The sequence below is a fragment of the Streptacidiphilus melanogenes genome, from assembly GCF_000787835.1.
Lineage (GTDB): Bacteria > Actinomycetota > Actinomycetes > Streptomycetales > Streptomycetaceae > Streptacidiphilus > Streptacidiphilus melanogenes.
In genome coordinates, this window is the sequence record NZ_BBPP01000003.1 from 197,584 (window position 1) to 222,796 (window position 25,213).

Genomic DNA, 25,213 nt, shown 5'->3' on the forward strand with positions numbered 1-25,213 from the left:
ACGTTGCGGGTGGAGCTGCCGGGCTTCCCGGAGCGCGCTCCGACGGAGTGGACCGAGGCGGGCTGCAAGACCGATTCGAGGCCCAGATCGAGTTCTTGGCGGTCGGTGAGGCCCTGCGGATGCGGGGAGTTCCCCACCGCACCGTGGTCGACGTCGAGTTCAGCCCGCTCGTCGGAACCACGAGCGCCGGATCACGGTCACGGTGCGCGGCCCCGGGTTCTCGTCCGCGGCTCGGTTGACCGGGGTCGGCGAGATCCCGCCCCCGCAGGGGGCGGGATCCGGAGTCGGCGGGGTCAGGAGAGCAGGGTCCAGGACTGGGCGGGTGCGGTGGGGTTGGGGGAGGCGGTGACGACGGTGCTGCCCGGGGTGGTGCCGGTGGTGGCGAGGGCGAGGCCGGTGGCGACGTTGGTGACGGTCAGGGCCCCGGTGGCGGTGTTCTGGACGACGCGCCACTCCTGCCAGGGGTTGCCTGCGGAGTAGTTGAGGAGGTAGGCGGAGTCGCCGGGGCTGCTGCCCGCCGCCAGGACGGTGTGGACCTGGGTCGGGGTGTCGCAGTTGTCGCTGATGCGCACGGTCCCGTCCGGGTTGGTGGTGAAGGTCCACTGCTCCGACGTGTGGGTGGGCCACCAGGTGTTGACGTCCGCCACGGACGTCACCGGCGCGCTGCACGTGCCGGACGCCTCCAGGGCCAGGGCGCCGGAGCCGGCGGCGGAGCCGAGGGAGTGGTAGCGGCCGTCGTCGACCACCGTCGCCGGGACGGTGGTGGGCAGCGGGGTCAGCCGGTAGAGCACCGCGCCGTGCGGGGGCACCGAGGCGCTGATCGCGCCGCCGTTCGCGGCGGTGAACTGGCCGGTGGCGCCGGTCCACAGCTCCTTGGCGGAGTAGCCGGGCCCGGTCAGGCCGAGAGCGCCGAGGCCGGTGGTGACGGTCTGGGTGTTGTTCGGGTCCTGGTTGACCAGCAGGACGGCGGTGTCGCCGTTCGCGAGTCGGCGCTGGAGCACGACGGGTGCGGTGCTGGAGTTCGGCGCGCTGCCGACGAGGGTGGCGGGCCTGGCGAGGCTGTCCTGGTCGACGGCGATGACGTCGCGGTTCTCGTAGAGGGCGAGGGCCGAGGCGGACACGCCGGTGGACCAGGAGTAGCCGTCGTAGCTGTGCACCGAGTCCGCGGCGGTGCGGAAGTCCGCACCGGAGATCAGCGGGGCGGCCATCATGGAGAGGATCGAGATCTCGGTCTGCGACTCGGTGTCGGTGAACGGCTTGTGGCAGGAGCAGGTGTCGGTGGTGCCCCAGAGCCCGTACGGGTCCTGCCAGCCGGCGAACATCATGTCCATGTCGTTCCAGCTGCCGGGGCGGACGTTGCCGCGGTACTCCAGCGCGGTCTGCAACTGGCCCTGGTAGAGGACGCCGTCGAGTTCGCTGTCGCGATCGCCGCCGATCCGGCAGAGGTTGGCGACCTGGCCGCACCACACGCCGGTCGGCGCGTAGCCCGGCGACTGGTACGGCGGCGTGCCGGCCGCGACGACGACGGGGTCGGTGCGGGCCGGGTCGTTCGGGTCCTGGAGGTACGGGACGCCGGTGTGGACCGGCTGGGCCGAGACGCTGACGGTGACCCGTGGGCGGCCCTGGGCGGCGGAGGCGGCGTCGAGGGCCTGACGGAAGGTCTGGACGCGCTCGTAGATGGACTGCGTCAGCTCCTTGCCCTCGCCCTGGGTGTAGTAGTCGTGTCCGTCGGGGCCGGTGATGGGCGGGCCGTAGGGGCAGTCGTCGTACTTGACGAAGTCGACGCCCCAGGAGACGAAGTCGCTCGCGTCGGTGGCCTCGTGGCCGAGGCTTCCCGGGTGGCCCTGGCAGGTGGTGTAGGTGTCGGTGGCGTACAGGCCGAACTTCATGCCCTTGCTGTGCGCGTACCAGGCCAGGTACTGGATCCCGTTGACGGTCTGTCCGTCGACCTGCTGCGAGGGGAAGTTGTTCGGGTCCGGGATCAGGTGACCGGAGGTCGGGTCGTTGCCGGTGCCGTCGGTGCCGCTGACCGGGTTGCCCGCGGCGTCGTAGAGCTGGAGGGAGCCGTAGGCGTCCTTGACGATGTCGGTGGTCTGGCCGCTGCGGTGCATCAGCGACCAGCCGTCGTCGATGGTGACGGTGTCGTACCCGGCGGCGGCCAGACCGTTCGCGGACATGAAGTCGATGGTCTGCTTCACCTCCTGCTCGTTGATCGCCGGCCCGAAGCTGTTCCAGGAGTTCCAGCCCATGGGCGGGGTGAGGGCGGTGCCGTTGTCGAGCGCGACGGCCGGGCCGGCGGGGGTCAGCCCGGTGGCGCCGAGGCCGAAGGCCAGGGCCGGCGCGGTGAGGGCGAGGACCAGCACGGTGCGGACGGTTCTGGGCAGGGGTGCTCGCATGCTTGCGGCTCCGAGGGGCGCGAGGGCGGTCGGGTGGGTGGTGCGCCTTGCGCGGTGCAAAACAACACAATCAAACGCCATCCCACTGGGGGCGGCGGGCCGTGACGTGCGCATCAGCGGCGAGGGCGGCCCCCTCGGTCGGCTGATCGTGCTGATGAAAGGTCATCTGTGGTGCAGTGACTTCTGATTGGCAGCGTGGGGAGTGTAATGGCACATGACATACCGCACCAGCCTCTCTGCAAGATTGTGTGTGATATTGACGGATGCTGTTGGTTTTGCTTCTCTGGGCAGGCCGTGAACCACCCCTGACGGACCCTTCGGATCCTGGAGTAGGCATGCGCAAAACATGGGCCGCACTCGTTGCGGCCTCCCTCGCGGCGAGCGCGCTCGCCACGGTCCCGTTGACCGCCGCACCGGCCGCCGCCCTCGGCAACGGCCTGGCGCTCACCCCTCCCATGGGCTGGAACGACTGGAACGCGTTCGGCTGCGACGTCAGCGAGAAGCTCGTCGAGCAGACCGCCGACAAGATCGTTGCCAGCGGCCTGCAAGCCGCGGGATACCAGTACGTCAACATCGACGACTGCTGGATGACCCACGACCGGGACGCCGACGGTGACCTCGTCCCCGACCCCGCCAAGTTCCCCGACGGCATCAAGGGCGTCGCGGACTACGTCCACGCCAAGGGACTCAAGCTCGGCATCTACGAGAGCGCCGGCACCCTCACCTGCGCCGGCTATCCCGGCAGCCTGGGCCACGAGAAGCAGGACGCCGCCACCTTCGCCTCCTGGGGCGTCGACTACCTCAAGTACGACAACTGCTACAACCAGGGCATCCCCTCGCTCCAGCGCTACACCGCCATGCGCGACGCCCTCGCCGCCACCGGCCGCCCGATCGTCTACAGCCTCTGCAACTGGGGCAACGAGTCCGTCCCGTCCTGGGGCGCGGGCGTCGGCAACCTGTGGCGCACCACCGGCGACATCAACGCCTCCTTCGGCTCGATGCTGTCCAACTTCCACCAGAACGTGCAGCTCGCCGCCGACGCCGGGCCCGGCGCCTGGAACGACCCCGACATGCTCGAGGTCGGCAACGGCATGACCCCCACAGAGGACCGCAGCGAGTTCTCCCTGTGGTCGGAGATGGCCGCGCCGCTCGTCTCCGGAACCGACCTGCGCACCGCGAGTGCGGACACCCTCGCCATCTACGGCAACCGCGAGGTGATCACCGTCGACCAGGACCCGCTCGGCCGCCAGGGCCGACCGGTCACCCTCGCCGACGGGCTCGACGTGCTCGCCAAGCCCCTCGCCGACGGCAGCGTCGCGGTGACCCTGTTCAACGAGAACCCCGGCCGCGCCACCGTCTCCACCACGGCCGCGGCCGTCGGTCTGCCCGCCGCCAAGGGCTACGTGCTGCGCGACCTGTGGGCACACCGGAGCACCGCCACCGGCTCCGCCGGCGTCATCGCGGCCTCCGTGCCCGGCCACGGCACCGTGATGTACCGCGTCACCCCGACCGGTCGACCGGGGACCCTCGCCCCCGCGCTCGTCCTGGACACCACCGCGCCGCAGTTCACCGCGGGCGCCTCGGCCACCGTCGAATCGACCTTCACCGACAACGGCGCCAAGGCCGTCACGGACACCCGCCTCGCGCTCTCCGCACCCAGCGGATGGACCGTCAAGCCGCTCACCGCGACCCGGTTCGCCCGCGTCGGCCCCGGCAAGATGGCCATCGCCGCCTTCCGGGTCACCGCACCGGCCACGCCGACCGCGCCGATCGCCCACGTCCAGCTCACCGGAACGGCCACCGCGCGCTGGTCCGGCGGCACGGCCGAGATCGACTCCGCGAACTCCGCCGAAGTGCCCTCGGCCGTCCAGTCGCCGCTGCGCACCTTCACCGACAACACCGCCGTCTTCGGCCAGGCGGGCGACCGCCTCGCGATCGACGGAGCCGGTGCGGACCTGTGGGGCGGCACCGACCAGTACAGCGCCGTCTACCAGCAGGGCGCCGAGCACGACGGCTCCACCACCGTCGTCGAGCTCACCGGCCAGGCCGCGACCAGCGACTGGGCCAAGGCCGGTCTGATCGTCCGCAACGACATGACCGCGCCCGCCAGTTCGCCCGGCTACGTGATCCTGGCCGAGGCCCCCGGCAAGGGCTACGTCCTGCAGTGGGACAGCGACGGCGACGGGCAGTTGGACTCCAACAGCGCCCCGTCCAACCAGGGCAGCGGCACCGCCGTCTATCCGTCCTGGCTCAAGCTGGTCCGCGACGGATCCGTCTTCACCGGCTACTGGTCCACCGACGGAACCAACTGGACCCAGGTCGGCCAGGCCACCGTGCCCGGCGTCGCGGGCACCCAGGACGTCGGCGTGTTCACCAGCTCGCACAGCGACGGCACGAGCGGCGAGGCGGACTTCACCGGCCTCACCCAGAGCTGACGGGCCACCGGCCCGGCGGTTTCCGTGCCGATGGCGGTGGGGCGGCTGCGCTCCACCGCCATCGGACGCGGGGCGGCCCGCAGGGCTTCATCCCCGCCGGGCGGGATCAGGCCCGAACCAGCGGGTCAGTGCCTCGTCGAGCCCCGCACGTGTCCCGTCGCCGACCCACGCGACATGCCCGTCGGGGCGGATCAGGACCGCGGCGGGTGCCTCGACGGCGCCGACCACCGGCAGCTCCCACGCGCCCGCGTACCGCGCGTCGACCGAGCGCACGCGGTTCCGCCAGGAACCGGGCGTCAGGCTGCCTGGCTCACCCAGGTTCAGCAGCACGGCGCGCGCGTCGTGCAGGAGCGGGTAGACCCGCGAGGGGCCGTCCGCGCCCGTCAGGTCGAGGTCCGGCATCCGGCGTCCTACGAGTGGGTGCGCGTCGTCCCCGCCCTCGTCCGCGTGGCGGACGTCGAGGCCGAGATGCAGGCAGGCCAGCCTGACCCGGGCCGCGTCGACCGACATCAGGTCGGCCACGATGTCGGCCAGGGCGCCGACGCGGGCGTCCGCCCGCTGGGTCGCCGACATCGCCATCGTGTACTTCAGCACGCGGGCCGTGGCCGGGTGACGCTCCGCCTGATACGTGTCCAGGAGGCTGTCCGGTGCGACGCCCCTGACCACCTGCGCGAGCTTCCACCCCAGGTTCACCGCGTCCTCGACGCCGAGCCCGATCCCCTGCCCGCCCGTGGGACCGTGGACGTGCGCGGCGTCGCCCGCCAGCAGCACGCGCCCGGCGCGGTACGCGGCGGCCTGCCTGGTCGCGTCGCCGAACCGCGAGAGCGACGTGGGGTCGTGCACCCCGAAGTCGGTGCCGTACACCGCGACGAGGGCGCCGCGGAGGTCGGCCAGGGTGGGCTCGGCCCCCTGCCCCACCTGCTGCTCGGTGACCAGCACCTGCGTCGTCCGGCCGTCGCCCAGGGGCGTCAGCCCGTGAATCCCCGTCTCGTCGACGCGCATGCCCGTCGGCGTCTCCTCGGTGACCTCCACCTCGGCGATCAGCATGGTCCTGGTCGCCTCCCATCCGGGGAACGCGATACCCGCCGCCTTCCGGATCGTGCTCCGTCCGCCGTCGGCCGCCACGAGGTACCGGGCGCGCAGCGGAGCGCCGTCCGCCAGGCGCAGGTCGACGCCGTCGGCGTCCTGCGTGAACCCGACCACCTCCCGACCCCGGTGCACCGGCACGCCCAGCTCGGCGATCCAGTCCGCCAGGATGCTCTCGATGCGGCTCTGCACCAGCCCCAGCGTGTACGGATGCCGGGTCGGAATGTCGCTGACGTCCACCCGCGCTCCCGCGAAGGACGCCGCCGAGACCGTCTGTCCCGCGGCGAGGAAGCGCTCGGCGACGCCCCGCTGGTCGAGGATCTCGATCGTGCGCGCGTGAAAGCCGCGGGCGCGCATGCCGACGAGGCCGGAGGTGGCGCGTCTCTCCACGACCTGCACGTCCACACCTGCCAGCGCGAGCTCGCCCGCCAGCATCATCCCGGTGGGACCCGCTCCGGCCACGACCACATCGATCATCTGAACCACTTTCACCCTGGCCCGAGCACCGGGCACGACCGCAGGAGTCTGGACCACGCAGGGGGCCTTGCCGCAAGGCCCCCCACGGGCTGTACTTTTGAAGTGGCAGGGAGCGTCTGCTGCCACAAGTTCACCGGCTGGGTCTGCTCCAGTCACGCAGCCGCGCTGGCGGGACCCGAGCGAGAGGCCTGCGGCCCTCCGCCGTGGGCCGATCCGATGGCCACCTCGCCGACGCCGCCCGCAGGGTCCGCAGCATGAAACCCAACCTTGTGGATCCGGCGACGATCACGACGGAGATGGCCGCGCAGATTCGCGCGTGGCGAGTCGACGGGGACTACACCTGTCGCGCCGTGGCCCAGGCCGCGACCGACCTGTGGGGCTCGGAGCACGGCAGCAACCAGCTCTACGGCCAGGACCTCTGCGCAGCCGCCGCAACCGCGCTGGGCGAGGACTCCTCCAAGGAGCCATGGAACTGACGCCTGACCGGTCCCTTCCTTGGCATCATTCGGATGGGCGGGCGACCCGGACGAAGCCCGGCCGCGCCGTCGGCCGGCCTGTGGAGGAGCACGGTGAAGACGCGTCAGAAGGACAACGGTGCCCCTGAACCCCAGACGCCGTGGAACGAGATCAGGCCTCGGCTGTGGATGGGCGGCCACTTCTGGGTCGGCCCCGAAGGGCAGGTGCGGGCCGCCGTCGTCGACGCGGAGTTCGACCTGGTCGTCAGTCTGTTCACCCGGGAGGGTCACGGGCCGCACCCGCGTGTCGACCACCTGGTCACCGAGATCCCTGACGGACCGCTCACCGCGGCGCAGATCGACTCTGTCAGGAAGCTGGCGACGACGGTCGCAGCAGCGGTGCGCAGCGACCGCAGCGTCCTCGTGCGGTGCAGGTCCGGATACAACCGCTCCGGGCTGGTGGTCGCGCAGGCCCTGGTCGAGCTCGGGCAGGACGCCGCCACGGCCGTCGAGCTCATCCGGGAGCGGCGGTCGCCCTGGGCCCTGCACAACCGCGCCTTCGAGCAGTACCTCAAGACAGGGCTCGACGTCGCCCAGCTCCTGGCCGGTCTTGACCCGGCTTCCTCGTAGGATCGCCTGCATGGCACTGCGACCTGTTCTGCTGAACATCAAGGCTCGTGACCACGAGGCCGTCGGGCGGTTCTGGGCGGAGGCGCTCGGGTGGAGTGTCCGTGGCGGCACGCCCGGTGTGACGACGTGTGTCGCACCCGTCGGCGACCCCGCCTGGCCCGACCCCGTCGCACTCTGGATCGTCGTCGTCGCTGTTCCGGAACCCAAGACGACGACGAAGAACCGGGTGCATCTCGACCTCGCCACCACCTCCGCGGCTCACCAGGAGGAGCTGGTCGCGCGCCTGCGGGCGCTCGGCGCGACGCCGGCTCAGGTGGGGCAGGGGGAGGTGCCGTGGACGGTGCTCGCCGACCCGGAGGGGAACGAGTTCTGCGTGCTGGAGCCCCGGGAGGTCTACCGGGACACCGGGCCGGTCGCCGCCGTGGTGGTCGACTGCGCGGATCCGCGGGCCATGGCGCGGTTCTGGGGCGAGGCGGTGGACTGGACCCTGCACGAGGTCGACGACGACTTCGCGGCGTTTCGCTCGGCCGAGGGCGTCGGCCCGTATCTGGAGTTCATCCGCACGCCCGACGCGAAGACCGTGCCGGACCGCGTGCATGTCGACCTGCTGCCGTACCCCGGGGACGACAAGGCGGCGGAGGCGGCCCGACTGCGGGCCCTCGGCGCTGCCGACCTCGACCTCGGCCAGGGTGACGTCCCGTGGACGTGCCTGACCGATCCGGAAGGTCACGAGTTCTGCGTCCTCGCCCCTTCCTGACCTCCTGACGGCCCGAGGTCCCGAGATCCGAGATCCCGACCGGGAGCCGCGCAGGCGACGGCCCCGCCGCCCAGGACGGGCGGCGGGGCCGAGTGCACTGCTGGTGTGGCGTCAGCCGCGGACGATGTTCGCCGCCTGCGGGCCCTTGGCGCCCTGCTCGACGTCGAACGTGACGGTCTCACCCTCGACGAGCTCGCGGTAGCCGTTGCCGGTGATCGCGGAGTAGTGGGCGAAGACGTCCGGGCCGCCGCCGGCCTGCTCGATGAAGCCGAAGCCCTTCTCGGAGTTGAACCACTTCACGGTGCCCTGAGCCATACTGATCTCCCATTCGGGACGGAGCGGCACCCGGTCATGGGTACCGCTGGGTTTGGTCGCGTCCTCGAACAGCAGGTGAAGCGGTACGGCGGACAGCGAGTATCGGTGATCACGTTACGCTGTGCCACCCTCCCATGTCTCTGGGCTGCGGGTCACATCTTCGCAGCGTCGCGCGAAGTGTCCTGATCTGTCCCGACCTGGGAAGCGGCAGGAATTGGCTTGCATGCAGAGGCCGCTCCTGCTGGGATCGAGATCATGGTCGATACCACGCGTTCCGCGCTCTACGACTCGATCGGAATCGGCTACGCCGCCATGCGCCGGGAGGACCCCCGGTGGCGCGCGAGGATCCTCGACGCCGTCGGCGACGCGGCGCCCGTGCTCAACGTCGGTGCGGGGGCCGGTTCCTACGAGCCGCACGACCGGCTGGTCGTGGCGCTGGACCCCTCGGCCGAGATGCTGGCCCAGCGGGCGCCGGGTGCGGCGCCGTGCGTGCTGGGCGTGGCCGAGCAGTTGCCCGCGGCCGACGGAGCCTACGGCGTGGCCATGGGCGTGCTGACCGTGCACCACTGGCCCGACTGGCGACGCGGTCTCGCCGAGCTGCGGCGGGTGGCCGCGCGGCAGGTGATCGTGGCCACGGACACCGACCGGCTGGCGCAGTTCTGGCTCACCCGCGACTACGTCCCCGAACTCGCCCCCTACGAACGGCGGCAGGTCACGGCCCACCAGGTCGCGGCCGAGCTCGGCACCGCGGACGTACGCGTCCTGCCGCTGCCGCGCGACTTCTCCGACGCCGTCTATCCGGCCTTCTGGCGCCGCCCCGAAGCCTTCCTGAACGAGGAGCTGTGGCGTCACTCCTCCGCCCTCGCCAGGCTCGACCCGTCGGTCCGCCGACGCGCCCTCACCCGGCTGGCCGCCGACCTCGCCGACGGGACCTGGCACGAGCGCAACGCCGATCTCATGGAGCTCGACGAGTTCGACGCGGGGTTCCGCCTCGTCGTGCGCGACGGCGACGCCCTGGACCGAGCTGCACCGCCCGCCTGAGCAGAGCGCCTGCTACGCCGTCCCGCCAGTTACGCCGTCCCGCCATGGCTCAAGGCGGCGCCTGCTGCGCGTCGACGCGTCGGACGGCGAGCAGCGCCGCGTCATCGCCGAGGCGGCCTCTGCAGTAGGCGAGGAGGTCTCGACGCAGGTGGTCGACGAGCGCCTCCGGAGTCGAGGACGCCCAGCGTGCCGCGCGCTCGTCGAGCGGATAGAAGGTCCCGTCGCCGTTCCGCGCCTCGGTTACGCCGTCCGTGTGGAGCAGCAGCGTGTCGTCACCCGGAAAGTCGATGGTCCAGACCGTGCGTGCGCCCGCAGCGGTCGCCTGGACGCCGAGGGGCGGCGCCGTCTCGGCCTCGTCCAGCGTCGTCACCCGGCCGTCCCGCAGCACGAGCGGCGGCGGGTGACCACAGTTCGTCAGCCGCGCCAGCGGCTCGTCGTCGGGGATCTCCAGCAGCAGCGCGGTGATGAAGTGCTCGCCGGTCTCGTCGCCGCTGTCCGCGAAGTCGACCAGGTACCGGTCCACGTGCTGGTCGAGGATCTCCGCGAGCTCGGCCAGGTTGCCACAGCGTGCGGCGACCAGCCGGAACGCGCTGAGCAGCAGGGCCGCCTCACCGACCGCGGCGAGGCCCTTCCCGCGCACGTCGCCGATCATGATGCGGGTCCCGCCCATGGTGCGGGTGGCGGTGAACAGGTCGCCGCCGATGTGCGTCTCGTCCTCCGCGGCGAGATACACGGTGGCGATCCGCAGCGGGCCGATCCGGTCCGGCAGCGGCCGCAGCAGGGCCTGCTGGGCGGCCTCGGCCACCGACTGCGCCCGCGCCAGCTGCCGACTGTGCCGTTCCCGCACCACGGCGAAGAGCACGATCAGGGCCGAGAGCACGGCGAGCCCGCCGATCTGCGCCAGGTGGTTGCTCGTGGTGAGCCCGCCGTGGAAGACGGCGATGATCACGTGTGCCGCCACCGCGAGCGCCCCGATTGCGGCCGTGGTCCTGGGCCCGGCGAACGAGAGGGTCACCGCGGGCGCGATCACCAGGAGCGGACCGAGATGGACGTCCGCGGGGGAGCGGATGCCGACCACGGTGATCAGCACGATCAACGTGAGCGGGACGAGCAGCAGCGGCCAGTTCCTCCGCCCGAGTCCCTGCTCCCTGGGCCACCGAAACCGGACATCCATGCCCCCACTCTGCCCCGACCCGAACCGGCCCGCACGCGCTCCCACCTGCACGGTCGCGGGTGCGTCGCGGCCCTTGGCCGACCTTGGCCGATGTCGGTCCCGACCGGGCGTCACGGCACCGGTTGGCGTCACCTCCAGTCGAAGCGGTACGCGCGGTAGGTGTTCACCCCCGCCGGGAACTCGGCGCTGAAGAGCAGCGCGCCGGAGGCGCCGAACTCCGAGACGTAGGGCAGCGAGCCCCAGCCGACGACCAGCGCGCCGTCGCGCAGCGTCTGCGCGTTGCCCTGGGACGAGGCGCTGAGCCCCGAGGGCTGCGCGACCGAGCGAACCAGGGTGGCGGTGTGCGTGCGCGGGTCCAGGCGGACCGTGTCGACGCGGCTGTAGGGGAGCTCCGAGAGCGCGCCGGTGCCGGTGTTGGCGATGCCCGCCGACTCGTTGTCGAAGAAGCTGTACAGGTTGTGGCCGAGCGGCTCGGGGTCGTGCTGCCAGGCGAAGAGCGTCCGGGCCGTGTTCAGGCGCTGGCCTGGTGCGGCGGCCGGCTCGAACGAGCTCGCCCTGCCGCCGAGCTGCCAGCGGATCGCGCCGGTGCGGCGGGAGACGTCGTAGGTGGTCCAGGTGTTGCGCGCGTCGACCAGCAGGCTGCCGTCGGTGTCCTGCTTGACCGCGTTGACGTGGAACCAGTCCCACGGGGTGGCGGAGGAGGCCGGCAGCGGCTGCTCGCTCTGCGCGTACGGGACGTGGTCGGCGGCGCTCCACTCGAAGAGGACCCTGCCGGTGCGGATGTCGACCTCCTGGACCACGCCGTCGATCACCTTCTGGTCCGCCGGGCCGCCGATGGACCGCAGGTCGGCGGTCGTCTGCTGGTAGGCGAGGATCAGCGCGGTGCCCTGCGGGGTGATCAGGAACTCGTGCCCGTCGGCGGCGTAGCCGTTCCCGGCCCGCACCTCGGCGACCTTCTGGTAGCGGTCGTTGTAGACGTAGTCGACGCCCTGACTCACCCCGCCGAGACCGCTGCCCTGCCACCAGGTGAGGACGGGCCGTCCGCGGTAGGTCTGCTTGCGGAAGTCCGCGGCCTCCTGCCCGGCGGGCACGGCGTGCGACCAGACGACCCTGCGGCCGTCGGCACTGAGGATCTCCACGCCGCTGGCGTACGCCGGTTTGGCGGACGAGGGCGCGACGAAGAGGTCGCCGCCCCGGGCGGCGCCGGGCTTGTCCGTCAGCACGGTGAGGGAGGGGAGCGGGAGTGTCGTCGTCTCCGGTCCGTGCGCCGTCCTGGCGGAGGCGGTCACCGGCAGGGCGGTGGCGAGGGCGGCGGCCGTGGCGGCGACCGCGAGGACGCGGGTGGTCCAACGGTTCTTGGGCATGCGAGATCCTTGATTCGGGCGGCCCGCGGCAAGGCGCGGGCAGGCAGGGGTGCGCGCCGCGCGGATGGGCGCGGGGCACGGTGCGCGCGGTGCGCAAGGGGGCAGCTGGGAAGTGACGTGATGTGACGTCAGAAAGCGCGAAGGACGTTCACGCGGGTGCTCAGCAGCCGCGACAGGCAGCGGAACAGACCCGCAGGAGGTCGATGTGACCCCGCGTGGTCAAGGCGATTCGGCGCTGCTCCATGGCCGGGAGGCTAGCAGGCACAACAGACGGCGGGTCAACGTCCGTCCGGATCTTGAGAGCAGTGTTGCGACGACATGTCGGCCGCGTCGCGTCCCGCTGTCAGACGGGGGTCACGTGGGCGGCGACGACGCGCCACCCGCCCTCGTCCGAATGGACCCAGGTACGGGTGTACCGCACGCGCGCGCTGAACTCCTGCCCGTCCAACGTCCCGCCGACCAGGCCGAGGAACCACGTGACACCCGTCGTCCCCACGACCAGGACCGCCAACTCCTCCTCGTCGACCCGACCGAGCCGCTGCCGACCGCTCCTCTGGATCTCCAGGTCGTCCTTCTTGCTGTACAGACGACCGTCGGGTCCGGTGAAGACCAAACGGTCGTCCAGCAGCAGCTCCAGCGCATCTGCGTCAGCAGCGAGCTGCGCCGCCTGAAGTCGACGCTCGGCCGAGCGCAGATCCGCTGTCAGTCCACCGGTCTCATCGCTGCCCACACACCTCACGCTACCTGCGCCGTCCCACCGGCGCTATCGGCTCTCTGGCCAGCTCAGGAAACACCTCGCGGACGAGGGGATGCTCAGACTCCACGAGAGGAGACGGTATCCGGGCAGGCGGGCACGGTGTGTCAGATCGGGAAGGCGAGGGTCGCCTGTTCACCCTCGTTCGGCGAGCGAGCAGGCTCCGCCGGGTGTTCACGCGGCAGGTCGGTTGCCGGCTGCGTGGGTTCGTGCAGCTCGCAGAGGCCCAGGATGAGGTCGTCGAAGTCGGGGAACTCCCGTTCGGCTGCCTCGATGAGGGCCAGGCCGGGCCTGCGGCGGTCTGGAGCGAAGCGTTCGGCGATCGCCGTCAGGGTCGGGTGCGGGTGGGAGGGGCGCTCGCGTTCGCGTAGGTCGGCGGCGTCGTAGGGGCCCAGGCCGTCCGCGAGGACCCACAGGAAGTCGTCGAGGTTGCGGGCGACCACGCCCGTCTCGCCCTCGGAGCCGAGGAAGACCACCGGTTGTTCGACGAGCGGCTGGTCCTGGCGCGTCAGCCAGAAGGCGGCGTAGCCGCCCGTGCCGTCCTGGCCGAAGACACGGAAGGCGTCGCCGTGCAGAGCCGGGTTACGAGCCCAGGCACGGAGCCAGCCGGTGGTCTCGGCCGCCGAGAGGAAGGCCTCGAAGGGTTCGAAGTCCAGCCCGTCCTCGTCGTAGGTGAGCGTGACCGCCATCGCGGCGGCGAGTGCGGCAGGGAACTGTCGGTCATCATCGGACGTCACGTGGACACGCTAGCGCCGGGAACCGACAGCGACGCTTTCTCCAAAAGGTCAGTAATGTGCCGTACATGACGGACAAGCTGCAGGACATCGGTCGGTTTCGGCCTCGCGGGGCGGCCGGTGGTGCGGCTTCACTGATCGGGCGCGACACGGAGGTTCAGGCGCTGGTGGCTGCGGTGACCGGCCTGGAGGGTGGGGCCGGAGGGCGCGCGGTCGGCGTGGTCGGGGAGCCGGGGATCGGCAAGAGCGCGTTGTTGTCGGAGGTCGTCGGCCGTGCCCGGGCCGCCGGTATGGCGGTGTGCGCGGTCCGGGGGCGGGGGGCGGGCCGGAGTTCGACGGCGGGCGTGCGGCGGCTGCCGGGCGTGGCGGAGCTCGCGGCACGGGCGGCTGAAGGGACGCCGCTGCTGGCCGCGCTGGACGACCTGCATCGGGTCCCCGACGACGAACTCCCCGCCGTCGACCACCTCCTCGAGGTCGCAGGCACGGGTCCGGTGCTCTGTCTCCTGGCCTACCGGCAGCGCCAGGTTTCCCCCGCGCTGGCCGAGGTCCTCGCGCACGCGGCGTCGGCCGGGGTGCTGGACGTGTGGACCCTGCCGCCGCTCGCTGCGGAGCGGGCCAAGGAGCTGCTGGGCGAGCACCCGCGCGCCGACGAGGTCGTGCGCGAGGCGATGGGCAATCCGCTGTACCTGAAGGCGCTCAGCGGAGCCGAGGAGGTCCGCGCCCAGGCGGGCACGGCCGTGCTCGGGGAGTTGGCGGGCCTCGACGCGGACGCGCTCGTCGTGCTGCAGGCCGCGGCGGTCCTCGGCGAGCCGTTCCGGCCGGAGCTGGTGGCCGAGGTCGCGGAACTGGACGGCACCGCGACCGGCCGGGCGCTCGACCGCCTCGCCGCCCTCGACCTGCTGCGCCCCTGCGAACCCGCCGCGCTACTGGAGCTGCGCCACCCGGCGCTCGGGGAGATCCTCTACCAGCAGGTCGAGCCCGGTCGGCGCCACGCCCTGCACCGGCGGGCCGAGTCCGCCCTGGCCGAACGGACGGCCGCCTACGCCACCCGTGCCCGCCACGTCGTCCGCGCGGCCGACCCGGAGCAGCCCGAGCACGTCACCGTCCTGATGACCGCCGCTCGCGACGTGCTCTACAGCGCCCCCGCCGAGGCGGTCGGGTTCCTGCGGGCGGCCCTGCCGCTGCTCCGGGAGGGCCAGGACCACTGGCACGAGGCGCACGTGCTGCTCGCCCGGGCCCAGCTGCTGGCGGGCGACGCGTCCGAGAGCCGCGCCCTGCTGGACTCCCTCCGGGCCACCGTCGCCGGAGCGCCGGCCGAGGCGACGGTGCTGCCGGAGTCGAGTCGCGCCGAACGACGTCTCGGCCGCTTCAGCGAAGCCGGGGCACTTGCCCGTTCGGGACTCGCGGCCCTCGCGGACCGGGACTCCGCGACCGCCGCGGCCCTGCACATCGAACTGGCCGACTACGCCTACGACCTGCAGGACTTCGACATGTCCCGGGACCACGCCGAGACCGCGGCGGCGATCGCACGCCGCCACCTCGACCGAGTCGGCGAGGCCCAGGCAATGGGCCAGGCCGCACTCGCGAGCCTGTACACCCGCGACCAGGACACCGCGCAGGCCAGAGCCACGGCGGCGGCCGAGCTCATCGACGCGTCGCCGGACGGCGCCCTGCTGACCAATCTGGACGCGGTCCTCCAAGTGGGCCTCACCGAAGGGGTGCTGGGACGGCTCGACGCGTCGCAGCGCCACCTGGCGCGGGCTGCGGAGCTCTCCCGGCGGACCGGGCAGAAGCACGTCGAGCACTCCGTCCTCACCGTGCTGGCGAACGCCCAGGCGCGTTCGGGGAACCTGCGCGGCGCACTGGCCACCCTCGACGAGAGCGGCAGACGCGGGGGTGGGGGGACGGAACCCTCGGCGCAGGCCATCGCGAACATGCTCCGGGCCGAGATCCTCCACTGGCTCGGCGACTCCGGCTCGGGCGGCTCCGAATCGGCCGGCTCCGGACCGCGGAGCGGTGCCGCGGAGGTCGAGGCCGCCGCCGGCCGCGCCCTGGCGATCGCGTCCGGGTCCCCGGCCGCCTGGGCCGTCTCGGTCCGCTGCTTCCACGCCGAGCTGGTGCTGCACAACGGCGACCCGGCGCGGGCCCGTTGGCTCCTGCTGGACGCCGTGGGCGGTGAGGAGGACCTGCCCCGACTCACCGTGTGGCGCAAGCCCCGCTGGTGCGACACCCTCGCCGAGGCGGCGCACGCGACCGGCGATCCGGCCTCGGTCGAGCACTGGGCGCGACTCGCCGAACGGTGCCACGAGGAGCTCCCGTCCGCCGGACGCCACGGGTTCGCCCTCCGGGCCCGGATGCGCGCCCACGCGGCGCAGGGCGCCGTCGACGCGGCCCTGCGCAGCGCCGAGGAGGCGATGGCGGACTTCACGGGCAGCGGCGAGCGGATCGAGCTGTGCCGGACGCTTCTTGCGGCGGCTGCCCTGTCCCTCGACGCCGGGCGTCTCGCGGGCGTGGCGGACTGGTTGGACCGGGCCGCCTACCTGGCCGAGCAGTGCGGCTCGGGCCGCCTGGCCGACGATGTCGCCCGTCACCGCCGCCGGCTTGCCGGAGCGGCCGCGCCGGTGCGCGCTCCCGAGGCGCCCGCGGCGCAGCTCACCGCACGCGAACGGCAGATCGCGGACCTGGTCAGCACGGGGTTGACCAACAGTCAGATAGCCCAGCGCCTGGTCCTGAGCGTCCGGACCGTCGAGACCCATCTCGGGCAGGTCTACCGCAAGCTGGGCATCGCGAACCGCGCCAGCCTGACGCGGACCATGCTGACCGGGGGCGGCGGCCCGACGCCCAGCGAGCCCCGCGGAACCTAGGACAACTCTCCTGTTAGCGGCTCTCCTGATGGCGGCGGCGTGAGGTCACTGCATGACCGGGGTGTTGCCGTTCATGCCGAAGCGGGGCGAGCACTTCTCGTCGGACTGGGCGCCGATCTTCCAGACGCAGATCCACATCGCGTGGCCGGCGTCCGGGAGGAAGTTCGTCTTCGCGGCGCCGAAGGAGGCCGCGAAGCTGAACGCTGTGCCGCCGGGGCTGCGGTAGAGCACGGCCTGGCAGCTGTCGCCCATGGAGGTGTTGACCACGCCTGCGAGGTCGCCTGAGCCGTCGCTGTCCAGCCAGGCGGAGCAGGCGGCGTCGTTGGCGTACCAGTCGGTGTCCGCCTCGGAGCCGCGGACCTGTGTGGTGTCGTCGCCGCCGTTGATGCCGCTGATGGACGACGCGGTGGGGCTGGGGCCGGGCACGGGCGGAGCGCTGGTCGGGCCCGGGCCAGGGCCGGGGTTCGACGTCGAGCCGGGCACGCCCGGTGGGGTGGTCACGCCGCCGGTGACGCCACCCGTGCCGCCGGTGACACCTGTGCCGTTGTTGGGGCCCGCCGGGACAGTCGGGAGTCCTGGCGATGCGGAGGCGGACCTCGCGGGGGAGGAAGCGCTGCGGCTCGGGCTCGCGGAGGACGACTGCGTGGTCCGGCCGACGGGTTGGAGGGCGTCCGTCGCGCCGCCGGACGACCGCGCGTTGCCGTTCTGTGGAGCCGTGGGTGCGAAGACCACGAAGGCGGCGACGGCGGCCAGGGCGACCAGGACGGCGGTCGGCACAAGAATCATGCGGGTGCGGCGGCGTGGCAGGCGGACGGTGGTGGGTTCCGGATCCGGTTCCGGGTCCTGGTCCGGCGGCGGGACGGTGTCCATCTTGCTGACCGGAGTTGCGGCGAAGTCCCGTCGCACGGCGATGCGTGCCGTGACCTCGGACGGCCAGGAGGGGGACGGATCCGACAGGTGCTCCCGGGCGGCCTCGGCCAACTCGTGCGCAGTGCTGCGGGCTTGGGGGTTGGCGACGAGACAGGACGCGACGAGGGCGGCGAGGTCGGCGTCCACGGCGCGCAGCGGCTCGACGTCCGGGAGGACGCCGGGTGTGCGACCCGAGGCCGCGTAGAGCAGGAGTGCCCCGAGGCCGTAGACGTCCGCGGGCGCGCCCACGGTGTCGTCCCCGGACTGCTGTTCTGGCGCCGAGAAGCCCTGGGTTCCGTAGCTGCCGCCGCTCTTGGTGAGCCTTGCCTGGTCGGCGGCGCGCGCGATGCCGAAGTCGATCAGCTTCACGCCATCGCGGACCAGCATTACGTTGCCGGGCTTCACGTCGCGGTGCACGATGCCGGACTCGTGCACGGCGTGCAGTTGCGCGGCCGCCTCGGCCAGCAGCAGCCAGAGCGCCTCGGCGGGCAGTGGGCCGCGCAGCCTGACGGCTTCGTCGACGGTGAGTCCGGGCACGTACTCGGTGGCGAACCAGGGGCGTTCCGCGGTGCCGTCGCTCGCCAGCACCCGCGGCCCGACCCCGACTGGAACCCGGTAGAGGATGCCGACCTCGCGCTCGAAGCGTTCGCTCGTGACCAGTCGCGCCCTGACGCGTTTGACGGCGGCGTGGCCCCGGTCCGACACGCCGAGGTAGACCTCGCCCATGCCGCCGGTGCCGAGCACGCCTATGACGGTGAAGCTGCCGATCTCCCGCGGGTCGTCCGGACCGAGCGGATCGGCGATCGTGCTGTCCAACATCAGCGGGTCCCCCGGCTGCTTGCGCCCACGGCGGGCAGGCTATCAGCAAGTTCACTGCCAACATGGCGCGTTGACAGCCCTGACGTCGGCGTGTGGGGGACTTCGCACAGGTCTGACACCAGTGCTTCGCATCCTGTGTGAGGACCGGTCCCCACGGTGCGTTCGTACACTGGCGCGAGCCGAACCGGAGGAAGTGACATGGCGTCAGGAACCTTTCCACCCCAGATGCTGCCACCCGGCAGTCCCGCCGACCGAGTGCCGTCGGCGCCGCCGGGAACGATCTTCGTTTTGGGTCCGGAGGGCGGGTATGCAGTGCCGCCGCGCCGGTACACGTTGCTGTTCGGGCGCGACCGCGAGGACGTGCACGTGCCGGTCGGCGTCGACGACCCGACGGTCAGCCGTCGGCACGGCGTCTTCACCTGCACGGGCGCGGACAGCGACTGGTGGTTGGTCAACACCGGAAACCTCCCGATCGAACTGCCCGACGGCGTGCTGATGCTCACCGGGCACAAGCGCATCCTCCAGGCCGGGTACACCCCGCTGGTGATCAACTCGTCCAAGCAGCGCTCCCATCTGGTGGAGGTCCGTCTGGTGGACGAGGACGACCGGCACCCCCGCTCCACGAGCAGCGCGGAGACCGTGGACCCCGAGACGGTCTACGAACTCTCCCCGCAGGAGCGGCTCGTGCTCACCGCGCTCTCCAGGCGCTACCTGGAGGGCCACGACGCGTTCCCGCTCCCGCTCCCGTGGGAGGACACCGCGCGGCTGGTCAACGCCTCGCCGTACGTGACCAAGTCCTGGACGCACAAGTCGGTCGCGAACACGGTCGAGGACGTGCGCGAGCGGCTGCACCGCCGGGGCGTGCGGGGCCTGCTGCGCGACGAGGTCGGCGAGCCGGTCGGCGCGACGCTCAGCGTCAACCTGATCAGGGAGCTGCTGAAGACGGCGACGCTCAGCGCGCAGGACCTGGAGCTGCTGGCCGAGCAGGACTGACTGAGCGGCCGTCGGGATGCCGGACGGCAGCAGGGCCCTCTGGCGGCTTGTCGGGCATACCCGCCCTTCGAGCTGCCAGGGGCCCTGTTGTCATGTCAGGGTGGTCATGGTCAGGTTCGGCACGTCAGGGGTTGATCCCGTCGAACTGCCGGACCCAGTAGGGTGGCTGGCTTACGGTGCCGTCCCACTGGGACACGATGAGGGTCAGCGAGTTCGCACCGGCACTGCCAGGGTGGATGTAGCCGCCGTAGAGGTTGGGCACGGTCAGGGCGGTGACCTGCGGGTTCGGGTTGCTCCAGACGGCGTCAGGGCGGGACGCGGTCCGCGTGAAGATGGTGCCGAGAACCACGTCGAAGTAGCTCATGCAGTAAGCTCCGCCGATCAGCTTCACCGAGAACTCGCCGGTGTTGTTGCCGGAGAGGATGACCGACGGCGGAGCCGCCGTGGTCCACTGCCAGGAGCCGTTGAGGTAGGCCCAGTTCTGCTGGGCCCCGAAGTTGCCGTCGTGGAAGTCGGTCGGCTGGATGCGTAAGAGCTGGATCGCTCCGGCGTCGGCGGTGTTGTGGTGGGTGCCGTTCCAGCGCTTGGAGAAGATGTACAGCCAGCCGTCGGGGTCGATGCCCGCGAACGACCACATGCCGTACAGGGACTGGTTCACCCCGCGGGTGTCGCCGTCCCAGTGGTAGGGGAAGTCGGTCCAGGTCGCGCCGTAGTCGTCGGAGTAGGCGACGCCCGACATCAGCGAGCCGTCATACCCGGCGGGCGGGGACCACGTGGCGACGGACGTGTACTGGATGTAGGTCCGGCCGCCGAACTCGATGCAGTCGTTGGGGATGCGGCTGACCTCGAAGCCGAACCCGTTGTCCGCGTTGTGGTTGTAGTCGAACAGCTGGGCGGCCGTGCCGTTCGGCTCCGCCCAGGTGAAGGAGATCGGGGTTGCGCCGGAGGAGTCGAAGCTCGCCTGGTTCAGCATCACCGGTGAGCCGAGGTAAGGGACACCCTGCTGCATGCCCCGCCACGAGTCGCCGAAGACATATCCCCAACTCCCGTCGTGCTCCCGGAAGTACGGAATGCCGAGGTCGCCGGAGCCCAGACCCACCGCGCTCGCGGAGTCACCGGGGTTGTCGCACAGCGGGGTGCCGCTCTGCGCGGCGGCGGCCGGCGTGGCGGCGGACAGCCCGGTGGCGTAGGCACCGGCGCCGGCGAGGGCGAGGCCCATGCCGGCCTTGAGGACGGACCGCCGGTTGGGCCGCAGCGGACGGGACATGGATCGGGCCTCCAAATGAGTTGGGGTGCTTGGGGTTCTGGTGATTTCGGCGTGGCTTAGTGCTGGGTGGCGGCGGCGATCACCAGGAACAGCACCAGGACGCCCACGGCGATCAGGCATCCGGAGCCGCACCCGGACGAGCCCTGGCGGAACTCGACCATGCCGCCGGGGACCACGTGGGGGTGCCGCGCGGCATAGTGGGCCGCGATGGCCTGCTCGCCCCGCGACTGGCTGCCCCAGGCGGTGCGGTGTCCACACTCGCCGCAGCGGTGCCGGTAGCTGTCAGTCATCTTCTTCGCCTCCTGTTGCAGGCGTGGCGGCGGTGGTCTGCGTGACGTGCATGACGCCGTGCTCGACGGCGAAGACCGTGGCGTGCCCCTCCGCGGAGTTCTCCTGGCGGAGTTGGGGCCGGGGCTGGTCCGGTTCGTGCTTCGTGGTCGTGACGCGGTTGTTGTCGCCGACGATCGCGGTGCCGGAGACGTCTCCGATGCGGACGCTCTGGCGCTCGGGCTTTGCGGACATGGTGGCCTTTCGTCGTCATCGGTGTCGGTCTCGGGGCGGATCAGGAGCCGCAGGCGCTCTGGAGGCTCTGGACGGCCGAGTTGAGGGAGTCGACCTGGCCCCTGTCGTCGAACGTGCTGTTCTGCGCGCCGTTCGCGAACGTCTGGAACTGCTGTGCCAGTTGCTGATCAAGCGTCAGGATGGTGTTGAGGTCCGACTGCACGGAGCTGGATTTGGCCTGGTACTGGGCCTGCCGGACCGTGGACGCGATCGCTTGCAGGTCGTTGATTTCGCTCTGGGCGGCGGAGCTCTGCGTGCTGCTGTCGGACGCACTCTGGAAGGTGGTGAAGTCGGAGTTGTACTGGCTGACCTCAGACGACCACATGGAGGCCATGGCCGTGCAGGCGGGATCGACGGAGGACTGGTTGGTCGCGTAGATCGTGGCGCCCACGCCCACGACGGCCACGGCGCCGATGGTGCAGGTGAGGGCGAGCGCCGACATGCCTCCCGCCTTGCCGGTCGCGGCCACGCCGGTGGCGACTGCGCTGTGGCCGCCCGCGCTCGCGGCGGCGTGGGAAGCGTGGGCGGCGGCGTGAGCCGCGTGGTGGGTCGCGTGGTGCGTCGCGTGGTGGGTCGCGTGCGCGGCGTGGCCGGTGTGGGGCGTGTGGGGCGTGTGCGGCGCGTGGGCGGCATGCGAGGTGTGCGAGCTGTGCGAGGCGTGGCCGGTGTGCGATGCGTGTGGCTTGGAGAGGTCGATCTTCTTGGGTACGTGCACGGCCGCGGCGTGCGTGCCGGTCGCGTGGGCGGCAGCGGACGGCTGCTGGGTCGCGGTCTTGGTGAGGTCGAAGACCGGCCTTGCCACGTGCACCGGCGGGGTCACCTGCACGGGCGGCGGGGTGGTGGGCGGCGCCGTGAAGGTCAGGGGGTTGGCCACGACGTGTGGTGCGGGCAGAAGGTGGATCGGCGGCGGGGTGAGGGTGGCTGCGGCCGTGGAGAGGTGCGGGGCGGCAAGCGCGTGTGCGTGCAGGGAGGTGAGCTCGCGGAACAGGACCTCCGCCTCCAGCACCAGGGCCGTGGTCTGCGCGGCACGGCCGATCGCCTTGCGACGCGCGCGGGCCTCGCTCAGGAAGAACTGTTCAGCGCCCTGGTCGCCCACCTGCTGCGCCACGGCCCAGCCGGATCCGAGCAGACTGCCCCAGGCATCGAACTGGCGGGAGAGCGCCAGCTTCGGCGAGGCGGCGCGGGCCAGTGCGACCCCGAGGCCGGGCTTGCCGAGCCGCTCGGCGCGCCGTATCGCGACGTCCAGTGCCTGGAATTGCGCCGCGACGTCGTCCGGGGAGGTGTCCCGTGCCTCGACCCACGCGGTGAGCGTCCGGCAGAGCTGGTCGGCGGGAAACTCCGTCTTCCGGATGGTGAGCACACAGCCGGCGACGTCCGCCGGACAGCTGTAGCCGGTTTCCGAGGCGAGCAACAGACCGTGTCGCACCAGGCCGCTCGCGACCGCGGCGGCGTCCGAGCGGCCGAGCAGGTCGTTCAGGTGCCGCACGGCCAACTCGGCACCTTCGAGCGAACCGAGCAGGTGCAGCAGGTCGCGCTCTTCCGGTCGGAGCTGCTTCACCAGTGCGGGAAGTAGTCCGGGGAGTTCGGTGGTGCTCGGCAGACGCCGACCCGTCGACGCCGACAGGGCGATGCGCCGTAGTTCGAGCGGGTTGCCGTGCACCGCGACGGACAGCGCTTCCGCGATCCGCACGTCGTCGGTCTCCAACTTGCGGCCCAGCAGCGCCCTCACGAGGCTCGCCCCCGACGCGGGCGCCAGCCCCTTGAGCTGGATCGCGTGCACATCGGCGACTGCGGACGGCTGCTGCGAGGTGAAGACGAACGTGGACAGCTCGGCCATGTCGAACAGTCGGCGCAGGTCCTTCTCGTCGAGACCCGCGTCGTCCAGGTAGACGCACAGCCGCAGGGTCTTGAGGTGTTCCTTCAGCACCTCCAGTGACGGCTTGTAGTTCGGCGCGTCGAAGCTGATGTCGAAGATCGCCTGTGCGAGGTCATCCGTGGTGCGGCCACCGGCCTCGATGTAGGCCACACCGTCCGAGCCGCGCGGCATCGTCCGCGCGAGGTGCCGCAGCAGGGTGCTCTTGCCGACCCCGGGCAGGCCCCAGAGCTGCACCAACTGTCGTGTCCGGATCGCTGTCTGCAGGACCCGGACATCCCGTTCGCGGCCGATCAGCGGCGTGGCGACAGACCGCGGGAGCTGGGAGATCGGCTGGCGCTTGACCGGCTTCGGCAGTGGCTCCTTGCGCAAGGTGACCGTCGCACCGGACGCGACGGTGATCAGGGTGTTCTGGTTGCCGACGATCACCGTTCCCGTGACGTCGCCGACCTGAGTGGTGGCGGTCGCGTCCGGAGCGTCGTTGTCCTCTCGGGCTTCCGTGTTCTGTGGCATCTGCTTCCCCCGTTCTTCCACGCCCGGGTTCCGGCGCCCGGTCAGGCTGGCAGCGCGACCGAGGTGCAGACCCGACGTTTATACGTGTTTGGAGAGATTCGTTTCCGGCGGGCCGCCGGGCCCGGCATCGGCGGCGATGCGGGCGAGGAGGTCCAGGTCGAGGATCGTGATCCTGCGGTAGCCGGTCGCCACCGCGCCCGACTCCCGCAGGGCCCGCAGGGCCTTGTGGACCGAGGACTCGGCCGCGCCGACCAGGGTGGCCATCTCTGGCTGTGAGAGCGGGAGTCGGGCTTCTCTGCGGCCGGGTCGGCCGTAGATGACGGCCAGGTGGTGCAGGATCCTGGCCAGACGTCCGAGCACGTCGCAACCGGCAAAGTCGATAATTCGGCCGGTTGCCGTGCGGAGCTTGGCCACCACGCTGGCGCTCAGGGCAAGTCCTATGGCCGGGTGCTGCTTTGTGCACTCCAGCAGCTCGGAGCGCAGGATGTAGCGGGCCAGCACCTTGCCGCAGGCGGTCACGGTGCCGACGCGGGGCTGACCGTCGATCCCGGCGAGTTCGCCGACCAGGTCCCCGGCCATCCGCACGGCCAGCAGCGCCTCACGGCCGTCCTGCGCGTGCGCGGTGACCTTCACCGTGCCGCCGACCAGGAGCAGCGCGAAGTCGGAGGTGTCCGCCTCCCGGATGGTGACCTGGCCGGCCGGGTAGACCACGCCGTGACCGAGCCCCAGCAGGACCTGGCGGTCGCGCTCGTCGACCCGGCCGAGCAGCCCTGCGGGCGGCCAGTACGGCGCCGCCCGGTGCACCCGTGTGTTGCTCATCGGCCTTACCCCTCTTCGTCGTTCGGCCGAAGCCGGACAAGCCGTATTTGTAGCCGTTCTCCTCGGGGACCCCTCCCCTACGATCGGGCCAATCATGTACTCGACACCGGAGAACCGGTGCCCACGGCAATTCGAGCTCCGAGTTGCCGGCCCTCGTCGTCATCGCGGAGGGATTGTGAATCCGAGGTACGAATACCGAGCGCTGCTGGCGTGCGACATCGCGGGTTCCGCGGGCCGTGGCGAGCAGCGGCTGCAGGAGATCCGCAGCGTGCTGCGTTCGGCACTGTCCGGCGCCCTGGGCAGCGCGCAACTGGACGAGCGGGACTTCGCGTACGTCGACACCGGCGACGGCTGCCAGTTGGTGGCTCCGGCGGGGTTGACCAAGGCCAGGCTGCTGGTCCCGTTGCTGCCGGTGCTGAACTCGCGGATCCGCGAGCACAATCGGCACGCCGCCCCGGAGGTCCGGATGCGCGTGCGGGTCGCGGCGCACGCGGGAGAGATCCGGGTCGACCCGGAGGGCACCATCTCCGGTGCTCCGTTCGAGGCGCTGGCCCGACTGCTCGACTCGGACGCACTGCGGCAGGCGACACTGACCGACACCAGCGGTACGCCGGTGGTCGCGATCCTGTCGCACCACTTCCACGAGGACGCGGTCGGGCACGGCCACGAGGGGCTCGACGCGGACGCCTTCAGCGAGGCCACGGTCCAGGTCAAGGAGTACGCGGCCACGGCCTGGCTCTGGTACCCGGGCAGCCCCGTCGGGCCGCGCGTCGACGCCGGCCGGGAGACCGATCCGGGTCTGGAGGCGGGTTCGGGTTCCGGCGCGGGTTCCGGCGCAGGCTCCGGATTGCGAGCCGCCGCGCCGCTGCCCGGGACGGTGGAGCAGCTCGTCCGAGCCGAGGGACGCAGCACGGTCTTTGCTGTCGGCAGCAACGGCGTCCAGAACATCCATGACAACAGGCGGAGTTGATTCGGGC

19 protein-coding genes and 2 pseudogenes are annotated in these 25,213 nt (G+C 71.7%); 8 read left to right on the plus strand and 13 right to left on the minus strand.

The features are described 5' to 3' along the window. Nucleotides 1-293 precede the first annotated feature (293 nt). Nucleotides 294-2,396: an alpha-galactosidase gene (locus TR49_RS04785; RefSeq protein ID WP_042377434.1), complete on the minus strand. Its 2,103-nt coding sequence runs from the start codon at nt 2,394-2,396 to the stop codon at nt 294-296. Between the two features lie 335 nt (nt 2,397-2,731). On the opposite strand from TR49_RS04785, the pseudogene TR49_RS41085 reads away from it, so the two are divergent. Continuing rightward, nucleotides 2,732-4,210, plus strand: a pseudogene (locus TR49_RS41085) (NEW3 domain-containing protein); the annotation flags it as partial. Between the two features lie 708 nt (nt 4,211-4,918). Here TR49_RS41085 and TR49_RS04795 read toward each other — a convergent pair. Then, entirely contained in the window at nt 4,919-6,394 is a 1,476-nt protein-coding gene (locus TR49_RS04795; protein WP_042377437.1) for an FAD-dependent monooxygenase, read from the minus strand. Between the two features lie 254 nt (nt 6,395-6,648). On the opposite strand from TR49_RS04795, the gene TR49_RS04800 reads away from it, so the two are divergent. The 3 genes from TR49_RS04800 (at nt 6,649) to TR49_RS04810 (ending at nt 8,236) form a co-directional block, all read left to right on the plus strand. After that, nucleotides 6,649-6,870: a hypothetical protein gene (locus TR49_RS04800; RefSeq protein ID WP_042377828.1), complete on the plus strand. Its 222-nt coding sequence runs from the start codon at nt 6,649-6,651 to the stop codon at nt 6,868-6,870. Nucleotides 6,871-6,963: 93 nt separating this feature from the next. After that, entirely contained in the window at nt 6,964-7,479 is a 516-nt protein-coding gene (locus TR49_RS04805) for a protein-tyrosine phosphatase family protein (protein WP_042377439.1), read from the plus strand. A gap of 10 nt (nt 7,480-7,489) precedes the next feature. Further along, on the plus strand, nt 7,490-8,236 hold the full coding sequence (locus TR49_RS04810; protein ID WP_042377442.1) for a VOC family protein: 747 nt from the start codon (nt 7,490-7,492) through the stop codon (nt 8,234-8,236). A 111-nt stretch (nt 8,237-8,347) separates the two neighbouring features. Here the strand turns inward: TR49_RS04810 and TR49_RS04815 are convergent, their stop codons facing one another. Then, entirely contained in the window at nt 8,348-8,551 is a 204-nt protein-coding gene (locus TR49_RS04815) for a cold-shock protein (protein WP_042377445.1), read from the minus strand. A 255-nt stretch (nt 8,552-8,806) separates the two neighbouring features. Between TR49_RS04815 and TR49_RS04820 the strand changes: the two genes are divergently transcribed. Further along, nucleotides 8,807-9,592, plus strand: a complete 786-nt coding sequence (locus TR49_RS04820) for a class I SAM-dependent methyltransferase (RefSeq protein WP_042377447.1) — start codon at nt 8,807-8,809, stop codon at nt 9,590-9,592. 49 nt (nt 9,593-9,641) lie between these two features. Here TR49_RS04820 and TR49_RS04825 read toward each other — a convergent pair whose 3' ends face one another. The 4 genes and pseudogenes from TR49_RS04825 to TR49_RS04840 form a co-directional block, all read right to left on the minus strand. Continuing rightward, complete coding sequence (locus TR49_RS04825) at nt 9,642-10,766, minus strand: PP2C family protein-serine/threonine phosphatase (protein ID WP_042377450.1); 1,125 nt, start codon at nt 10,764-10,766, stop codon at nt 9,642-9,644. 128 nt (nt 10,767-10,894) lie between these two features. Beyond that, on the minus strand, nt 10,895-12,130 hold the full coding sequence (locus tag TR49_RS04830; RefSeq protein WP_042377453.1) for an arylsulfotransferase family protein: 1,236 nt from the start codon (nt 12,128-12,130) through the stop codon (nt 10,895-10,897). A 343-nt stretch (nt 12,131-12,473) separates the two neighbouring features. Then, nucleotides 12,474-12,860, minus strand: coding sequence for a nuclear transport factor 2 family protein (locus TR49_RS04835; RefSeq protein WP_042377455.1), 387 nt, complete (start codon nt 12,858-12,860; stop codon nt 12,474-12,476). 242 nt (nt 12,861-13,102) lie between these two features. Continuing rightward, nucleotides 13,103-13,621: pseudogene (locus TR49_RS04840) on the minus strand (SMI1/KNR4 family protein); the annotation flags it as partial. Nucleotides 13,622-13,686: 65 nt separating this feature from the next. Between TR49_RS04840 and TR49_RS04845 the strand changes: the two are divergent. After that, a complete protein-coding gene (locus TR49_RS04845; protein ID WP_042377458.1) occupies nt 13,687-16,482 on the plus strand; it encodes a helix-turn-helix transcriptional regulator in 2,796 nt (931 codons plus the stop codon). A 45-nt stretch (nt 16,483-16,527) separates the two neighbouring features. On the opposite strand, the gene TR49_RS04850 is transcribed toward TR49_RS04845, so the two are convergent. Further along, nucleotides 16,528-18,210: a serine/threonine-protein kinase gene (locus TR49_RS04850; RefSeq protein ID WP_042377460.1), complete on the minus strand. Its 1,683-nt coding sequence runs from the start codon at nt 18,208-18,210 to the stop codon at nt 16,528-16,530. Nucleotides 18,211-18,522: 312 nt separating this feature from the next. On the opposite strand from TR49_RS04850, the gene TR49_RS04855 reads away from it, so the two are divergent. Then, nucleotides 18,523-19,203, plus strand: coding sequence for an FHA domain-containing protein (locus TR49_RS04855; protein WP_236653223.1), 681 nt, complete (start codon nt 18,523-18,525; stop codon nt 19,201-19,203). Between the two features lie 124 nt (nt 19,204-19,327). On the opposite strand, the gene TR49_RS04860 is transcribed toward TR49_RS04855, so the two are convergent. The 5 genes from TR49_RS04860 to TR49_RS04880 form a co-directional block, all read right to left on the minus strand. Continuing rightward, a complete protein-coding gene (locus TR49_RS04860) occupies nt 19,328-20,470 on the minus strand; it encodes a DUF4185 domain-containing protein (RefSeq protein ID WP_042377466.1) in 1,143 nt (380 codons plus the stop codon). 56 nt (nt 20,471-20,526) lie between these two features. Beyond that, nucleotides 20,527-20,760, minus strand: coding sequence for a hypothetical protein (locus TR49_RS04865; protein WP_042377468.1), 234 nt, complete (start codon nt 20,758-20,760; stop codon nt 20,527-20,529). Further along, entirely contained in the window at nt 20,753-20,992 is a 240-nt protein-coding gene (locus TR49_RS04870) for a hypothetical protein (RefSeq protein ID WP_042377470.1), read from the minus strand. Before TR49_RS04870 ends, TR49_RS04865 begins: the two co-directional genes overlap by 8 nt. A 40-nt stretch (nt 20,993-21,032) precedes the next feature. After that, nucleotides 21,033-23,417: an ATP-binding protein gene (locus tag TR49_RS04875; protein WP_042377472.1), complete on the minus strand. Its 2,385-nt coding sequence runs from the start codon at nt 23,415-23,417 to the stop codon at nt 21,033-21,035. Nucleotides 23,418-23,495: 78 nt separating this feature from the next. Beyond that, on the minus strand, nt 23,496-24,236 hold the full coding sequence (locus TR49_RS04880; RefSeq protein WP_042377484.1) for a Crp/Fnr family transcriptional regulator: 741 nt from the start codon (nt 24,234-24,236) through the stop codon (nt 23,496-23,498). Nucleotides 24,237-24,411: 175 nt separating this feature from the next. Here TR49_RS04880 and TR49_RS04885 point away from each other — a divergent pair, with 175 nt between their 5' ends. Then, nucleotides 24,412-25,206, plus strand: a complete 795-nt coding sequence (locus TR49_RS04885; RefSeq protein WP_042377487.1) for a hypothetical protein — start codon at nt 24,412-24,414, stop codon at nt 25,204-25,206. Nucleotides 25,207-25,213 lie beyond the last annotated feature (7 nt).